At 65.5% G+C, this 6,762-nt stretch carries 7 protein-coding genes; 1 reads left to right on the top strand and 6 read right to left on the bottom strand.

What is annotated here, in order from left to right:
• Positions 1-185: 185 nt before the first annotated feature.
• Positions 186-698, bottom strand: coding sequence for a MarR family winged helix-turn-helix transcriptional regulator (locus tag JQ566_RS26675; RefSeq protein WP_212377931.1), 513 nt, complete (start codon positions 696-698; stop codon positions 186-188).
• Positions 688-1,320 carry a maleylacetoacetate isomerase gene (gene maiA, locus JQ566_RS26670; RefSeq protein ID WP_212377929.1) on the bottom strand — a complete coding sequence of 211 codons (633 nt, stop codon included), beginning with the start codon at positions 1,318-1,320 and terminating at the stop codon, positions 688-690. The genes JQ566_RS26675 and maiA overlap by 11 nt, the downstream gene beginning before the upstream one ends.
• A 109-nt stretch (positions 1,321-1,429) precedes the next feature.
• Here maiA and gtdA point away from each other — a divergent pair, with 109 nt between their 5' ends.
• Complete coding sequence (gtdA, locus tag JQ566_RS26665; protein ID WP_212377927.1) at positions 1,430-2,470, top strand: gentisate 1,2-dioxygenase; 1,041 nt, start codon at positions 1,430-1,432, stop codon at positions 2,468-2,470.
• A gap of 187 nt (positions 2,471-2,657) precedes the next feature.
• On the opposite strand, the gene JQ566_RS26660 is transcribed toward gtdA, so the two are convergent.
• From JQ566_RS26660 to JQ566_RS26645, 4 genes are all read right to left on the bottom strand, one after another.
• Entirely contained in the window at positions 2,658-3,482 is an 825-nt protein-coding gene (locus JQ566_RS26660; protein ID WP_212377925.1) for an ABC transporter permease, read from the bottom strand.
• Positions 3,475-4,248, bottom strand: a complete 774-nt coding sequence (locus JQ566_RS26655; RefSeq protein ID WP_212377923.1) for an ABC transporter ATP-binding protein — start codon at positions 4,246-4,248, stop codon at positions 3,475-3,477. The genes JQ566_RS26660 and JQ566_RS26655 overlap by 8 nt, the downstream gene beginning before the upstream one ends.
• 82 nt (positions 4,249-4,330) lie before the next feature.
• Positions 4,331-5,335 carry an ABC transporter substrate-binding protein gene (locus tag JQ566_RS26650; protein ID WP_212377921.1) on the bottom strand — a complete coding sequence of 335 codons (1,005 nt, stop codon included), beginning with the start codon at positions 5,333-5,335 and terminating at the stop codon, positions 4,331-4,333.
• Positions 5,336-5,367: 32 nt separating this feature from the next.
• On the bottom strand, positions 5,368-6,735 hold the full coding sequence (locus JQ566_RS26645; RefSeq protein ID WP_212377919.1) for an FAD-dependent oxidoreductase: 1,368 nt from the start codon (positions 6,733-6,735) through the stop codon (positions 5,368-5,370).
• Positions 6,736-6,762: the final 27 nt, after the last annotated feature.

Genomic DNA, 6,762 nt, shown 5'->3' with positions numbered 1-6,762 from the left:
CCCTCGCACCGCGCCAAACTCACTCAAGCCAACCGAAAGGCCTTGACTCGCAAATCCCCATATGAGGGTGGGCAAAGCGAAGCGTGCCCACCACATCTGGTCATTGGAGGAGAGATGGTGGGCACGGCGCAAGAGCGCCTTTGCCTACCCTACGAGATCTCGCGGTCGGACACTGTGGCGCCCCCTCACCCACCCTTCCCCAGATGCTCCAGCGCATCCTCGGCCCGCAGCGGCACGCGCGAGGCCTCGTTGTTGAGATCGACCAGTTGCGCCAGCAGACCCATCAGCGCCTTGCGATCGGCGGGCTTGAGCGGCTCCAGCATCCGCGCCTGGGCGCGTTCGACGGCGGGGATGATCTCGCGCAGGATTGCCGCCCCTGACTTGGTCAGATAGAGCAGCTTGATGCGCTTGTCCTCGGGCGCCGGCTTGCGCTCGATATAGTCCTTGGCCTGCAACCGCTCGATCACGCTGCCGAGCGTCGAGCGGTCGAAGGCAATCACCGCCGACAGCCGGGTCGCGTCGATGCCGGGGTGGGTGTGGATCGCGATCAGCGCGGCATATTGCACCGGGGTGAGGTCGAACGCCTTGCACTCCTCCATGAAGATCGAGACCGCGATCTGCTGCATGCGCCGGAACAGATAGCCCGGCGCGGCATAGACCGCGTCGATCGTGATCGGAGCGGAAGGCTTACTCGGCATCGGGCTGCTTCTCCGGCGCGGCATCGGCGAAGGCCGGCAGCGCCTTGGCCGCGGCCTCCGCCGTGAGCAGGCGCGGATAGGCGGAAACATCGACGCCGAAGCGGCGCGCATTGGCGAGCTGCGGCACCAGGCAGAGGTCGGCGAGCGTCGGCGCAGCGCCGAAGCAGAACGGGCCCGGCTCGTCCTTGATCAGCGTCTCGCAAGCCGACAGGCCCTCGCGGTTGACCCAGGCGGCCCAGTCCTGGACCTTCTCCTCGGGCAGGCCGAGCTCGCGCAATCGCGCCAGCACTTTCAGGTTCTGCACCGGATGGGTGTCGCAAGCGATCGCCAGCGCGAACGCCCTCACCTTGGCGCGCCGCAGCGGATCCTTCGGCAGCAGCGGCGGATTGGGGTGCGTTTCGTCGAGCCATTCGATGATCGCGACCGATTGGGTCAGCACTGTGCCTGCATCGTTCTCCAGCGCCGGCACCAAGCCCTGCGGATTGATGGCGAGATAGCTAGGGGCGCATTGCTCGCCCTTGCGCAGATGATGCGGCAGATGCTCGGCGCCGAGACCCTTGAGGTTCAGCGCGATCCGCACGCGGTAGGCGGCGCTTGAGCGGAAATAGCCATGCAGCTTCATCGGAACCCTCCCGGTTTTCTCGTTGCTTAGCAGTCAGAGCTGCCATTGACGCTACAAAGATTGTCAGTATGCTGTCAATCTCAACGAGAACGACGACGGGAGCCGCGCCATGGAAGCCGTGACCAAGACGCCGGAACGCGAGGCGTTCTACAAGAAGATCGACGGCGAAAATCTTACCGCGCTGTGGACGGTGATGGGCGACCTGATCACGCCAGAGCCGAGGAGCGCCTGCCGTCCTCACCTCTGGAAGTTCGACGTCATCCGCGATTACATGACGGAGGCCGGCAAGCTGATCACGGCCAAGGAAGCCGAGCGGCGCGTGCTGGTGCTGGAGAACCCCGGCCTGCGCGGGCAGTCCAAGATCACGACCTCGCTCTATGCCGGCGTGCAGATGGTGGTACCCGGCGACGTCGCGCCCGCGCACCGCCACAGCCAGTCAGCGCTGCGCTTCGTGCTCGAAGGCAAGGGCGCCCATACCGCCGTCGACGGCGAGCGCACTGCGATGGAGCGAGGGGACTTCATCATCACGCCGTCGATGACATGGCACGATCATTCCAATGAGACCGATCAGCCGATGTTCTGGCTCGACGGCCTCGACATCCCCTTGGTGCAGTTCTTCGACTGCTCCTTCGCGGAAGGCGCGAAAGAGGACCAGCAGAAAATTACAAAACCCGCAGGCGACAGCTTTGCGCGCTATGGCCACAACCTCTTGCCGGTCGACGTCAAGCGGAGCTCGAAGACCTCGCCGATCTTCAGCTATCCCTATGCCTATACCCGTGAGGCGCTGGAGAAGGCCAGGACGAGCCAGGAGTGGGACGCCTGCCACGGGCTGAAGCTGAAGTTCAGCAACCCCGAGACCGGCGATTTCGCGATGCCGACCATCGGCACGTTCATCCAGCTGCTGCCCAAGGGTTTCAACACTGCGCGCTATCGTTCGACCGACGCCACCGTGTTCTGCCCGATCGAAGGCCGCGGCCGCAGCCGCATCGGCGATGCGGTGTTCGAATGGGGGCCGCGCGATTTGTTCGTGGTGCCGAGCTGGCACTGGGTGACGCACGAGGCGGACGAGGACGCCGTGCTGTTCAGCTTCTCGGATCGGCCGGTGCAGCAGAAGCTGGATTTGTTCCGCGAGGATCGCGGGAATGCGTGAGGACGAGGCATTGGCCCCATACCCGGTGTCGTCCCGGACAGTCTCGTAGGGTGGGCAAAGGCGCCCTTGCGCCGTGCCCACCATGCCTCCGCGACCGATGAAGAAGTGGTGGGCACGCTTCCGCCTTCGCTCTTCGAGCTACGGCGGACAAGTCGCTTTGCCCACCCTACGGTGGCGGCGTTTGCAGCTACCTCCAATGTAACAGCCGCGTCTCCAGCCAGCCGATTACCTTACCCACCGCGAGGCCGAACACCGACAGGATCACCACGCCCGCGAGCAGCTGATCCGTCTGCATCAGATTGCCGGCCTGCAGCACGAAGGCGCCGATGCCGTATTGCGCGCCGATCATCTCGGCACTGACGACGAGCAGCAGCGCGACGGATGCGGTGATGCGGAAGCCGGCGAGGATCGCGGGCAGCGCGCCCGGCCAGATCACCTTGCGCACGATGGTGGCGAAGGGCACGTTGAAGCTCTGCGCCATGCGGATGAGGTTGCGCGGCACCGCATCGACGCCGCTATAGACCGAGATCGCGGTCGAGAAGAATACGCCGAGCGCAATGGTCGCGATCTTCGGCTCCTCGCCGATCCCAAGCCAGAGGATCAGGAGCGGCAGCAGCGCGATCTTCGGGATCGGAAACAGCGCCGAGATGAAGGTAATGCCGACGCTGCGCGCGAGCCGCGACAGGCCGATGGCGAAGCCGACGGCGACGCCGGCCGCGGTCCCCAGCAGCCAGCCGACGCCGATGCGCAGCAGCGAGGCCGAGAGATGCTGCCAGAGCGCGCCGGAAACGGCGAGCTGATAGATCGCGCGGACAATTGCAGAGGGGGTCGGCAGAAACAGCGCATTGACAAGGCCGGCGCTGCCCGCCGCCTGCCAGATCGCGATCACCAAAGCGAGCGCGATCCAGCCGCCGTACCGGCTCGAGGCAGGCACGAAGCCGGCGCCGCGGAAGCGGACGGGCCGCGTCGCTTCGTTCTTGGCCGCCATGTCCGTTGCCGCGCGATCAAGCATGCTGGACCTCGCGCTCGGCATCGATGGCTTCGTTGCGGATCAGCGACCAGATCTGGTTCTGCAGCGCCAGCAATTTTTCGCGCGCGGCCGCCTCGCCGCGCGCTGCACGCGTCATCGGCACGGTCACGACCTCGCGGATGCGGCCGGGCCGCCGCGACAGCACCACGATGCGGTCGGCGAGCCGGGCGGCCTCTTCGAGATTGTGCGTGACGTAGACCGCGCCCATGCCGCCATCGGCGAGCAGGCGGACGAAATCCTCCATCAAGAGCTCTCGAGTCTGTGAATCCAGCGCAGACAGCGGCTCGTCCATCAAGAGGATCGCGGGCTTCACCGCAAGCGCGCGCGAGATGCCGACGCGCTGGCGCATGCCGCCCGAGAGCTGCTTGGGATAGGTCTGGCGAAAGTCGGTGAGGCCGGTGCGGCGCAGGGCATCCTCGACCAGCACGCGGCGCTGCGCTGCCGAGAGCTGGGTGTGCAGCAGCGGGAATTCGACGTTCTCCTCCACCGTCGCCCAGGGCAGCAGCGCGAAATCCTGGAACACGAAGGTGAGCGGATTGAGACTGTCTGCCGGCGGCGCGCCGCGCAGCTCGGGCGCGCCCGAGGTCGGCTGCAACAGCCCGCCCAGGATCGACAGCAACGTGCTCTTGCCGCAGCCGGAGGGGCCGACGATCGCGACCACCTCGCCGGCACCGACGGTGAAGGAGACGTCGTCGAGCACGGCAAGATCGCCGAAGCGGTGGGTGATGTGGTTGGCGATCAGGTCCATGTGGCAAACCCGCTCTCTCCACCCTCCCCTGGAGGGACCCCTCCAGGGGAGGGTGGCAGATAGCTCGCTGCGAGAGTCAGCATCAATCCGCCTTCACAAAATCCTTGGCGATGATCGCATTCGTATCAAAACCCTTGTCCGCAAAACCCTGCTCCTGCAGCCATTTGATCTGGTTGTCGACGTTCTTCACGTCGAGCTTACCGTCGGGATCGATATAGGCGCAGTTGCCGACCACCTGCTCGACCGGCAGGTTGGTGTACTTCGCGATGATCTCCAGCAGCGGTTTTGTCTGCTCGTTGATCGGGGCGACGCCGTCCTTCATCGCGGCGAGGATGACGTCGTGATATTCGCGGTCGGCTTTCGCGAGCACGCCGAGGAATTTCGTCACCAGCGCCTTGTTGGTCAGCGTCTTCGGCGAGGCGAATACCGCCCCTAACTGCCAGGGCGTCTCGTCGCCGACCCAGCCCAGGAATTTCGCGCCGCCTTCGTCCATCAGTTTTCGCGCGGTGGAGATGGGGAGCAGCGCGGCATCGACAGTCTCGCCCTTTAGCGCAGCCGCTGCATTCGACAGCGATTGCAGCGGCACGATCTTCACGTCCGCCAGCTTGAAGCCGTATTTGTCGGCCAGCAGGCCGAGCGAATAGTGAAAGCTCGATCCGACCTGCGTCATCGCCACGCGCTTGCCCGCAAGGTCCTTCGGCGTCTTCAGACCGCTCGCATAGGCGTTGTTGCTGGCGAAATAGCCGATCAGGGGATAGCCGGGCTTCTCGCGGCTCATGCCGCCGATCACCTTCAGCACGCCCTTGCCGGCGAGATTGTAGAGACCGGCGGTGAAGGCGGTGACGCCGAAATCGACGTCGCCCGAGGTGGTGGCCACCGCGATCGGCTGCGCCGCGTCGAAGAACTTCAGCTCGACCTCCAGGCCGGCGTCGCGGAAATAGCCCTTGTCCTGCGCGATGAAGACAGGCGCGGAGGACGACAGGCGGAGCACGCCGATCTTGGCCTTCAGCGCATCCTCGGCCCGCGCCGTGCCCATCGCCATGATCGCCAACAGGCCGGCAGCTGCGAGCCGTGCAATTCCGATCATCCCGTTTCCTCTCGTGGTTGTCTTGCAGTCTGCTACAGGCCTTCGGGCAGCGCCTGGTCTCGCCCGATGAAGGCGCCCTGTTGTTTCAACGTTTCCTGCAATTTTTCAATGGGGATGTCACGCGGGATCCGGTTTCCGGAGAGCGCCAACGCGGCAGCGGAACCGGCGGCCTCGCCCATCACGAAACAGGCACCGGAGACCCGCGCCGCCGACTGGCCCTCATGGGTCATCGAAGCACAGCGGCCGGCGACCAGGAGATTGTCGACGCCTTCAGGCACCAGCATCCGGTAAGGCAGCTCGTTGTAGCCGCGCGATTCCGGGATCGGCGGGAAGGTGAAGACGACGTCGCCGGGCACATGGGCCTCGATCGGCCAGCCGTTGACGCCGATGGAATCCGCGAACGAGGCGCAGCCGAGCACATCCTCGCCGCTGAGCTGGTAGCCGCCCCTGACGCGGCGGGTCTCGCGGATGCCGAGCTGCGGCGGCAGATCGACGATGTAGGAGTTTTCGAAGCCCGGCACAGTGCTGCGCAGGAACTCGTACGCGGCAAGCGCCTGCTTGCGGCCTTCGATCTCGCCGCGCGTGAGATCGTCGGGCTCGACGCCGTTGATGGCATGGCCGTCCTCGCGCGCCACTTGGGTGAAATTCACCCGCCATTCGATGCCGGACTTTTGCGGCCGCACGATCGCGCTTCTGCGCGGGAATGTGTGGGTGCCGGCCGCGACGGCCTTTTCCATCAATTGCGGAATGGTGCGCCAGGCCTCGCCCGCCTTCTCCGGGTCGATACCGTTGAGGCGCAGCATCATCGACGGATAGAGGGGATGGCCGTGCGCGTCGCCGATGTCGAACGGTGCACCGGCCCAGACGGCGAGATCGCCATCGCCGGAACAATCGATGAAGATCTCCGATCGCACCGCCTGCCGGCCGGCCTTGGTCTCGACCATCAGCGCATCAATGCGGCGCTCATCAGCCATGACGACGCCGGCGCCAAGCGCGTGGAACAGGATATTCACCCTGTGGCTGGCGAGCAGCTCGTCGGCCGCGATCTTGTAGGCGGCGGTGTCATAGGCCTGAGCAAAAACCTTGCCCAGGATCAGATGCGGCGCGTTGAGGCCGTTCAAGCGATCGATCCGCGCCAGCAGCTCCGAGGCCAGCCCCTGCACCAGCCGCCGGTGCTCGCCATGGACGTTGCCGTGCAGGCCGCAGAAATTGGTGACGCCCGCGGCCGTACCCATGCCGCCGAGGAAGCCGTAACGCTCGATCAGCAATGTGTTCCGGCCCGCACGCGCCGCCGAGGCCGCCGCGGTAATGCCGGCAGGACCGCCGCCGAGCACGACGACTTCATATTCGCCGTAGAGCGGCACTTTGCGCGCTGGTTCATCGATCGTCGTGGCCCGCATAGCGCGTCCGCTCCCGGAGTCTGTATC

Source organism: Bradyrhizobium sp. SZCCT0231 (assembly GCF_018130245.1).
Lineage (GTDB): Bacteria > Pseudomonadota > Alphaproteobacteria > Rhizobiales > Xanthobacteraceae > Bradyrhizobium > Bradyrhizobium japonicum_F.
This window is presented reverse-complemented; position numbering and strand designations above follow the sequence as displayed.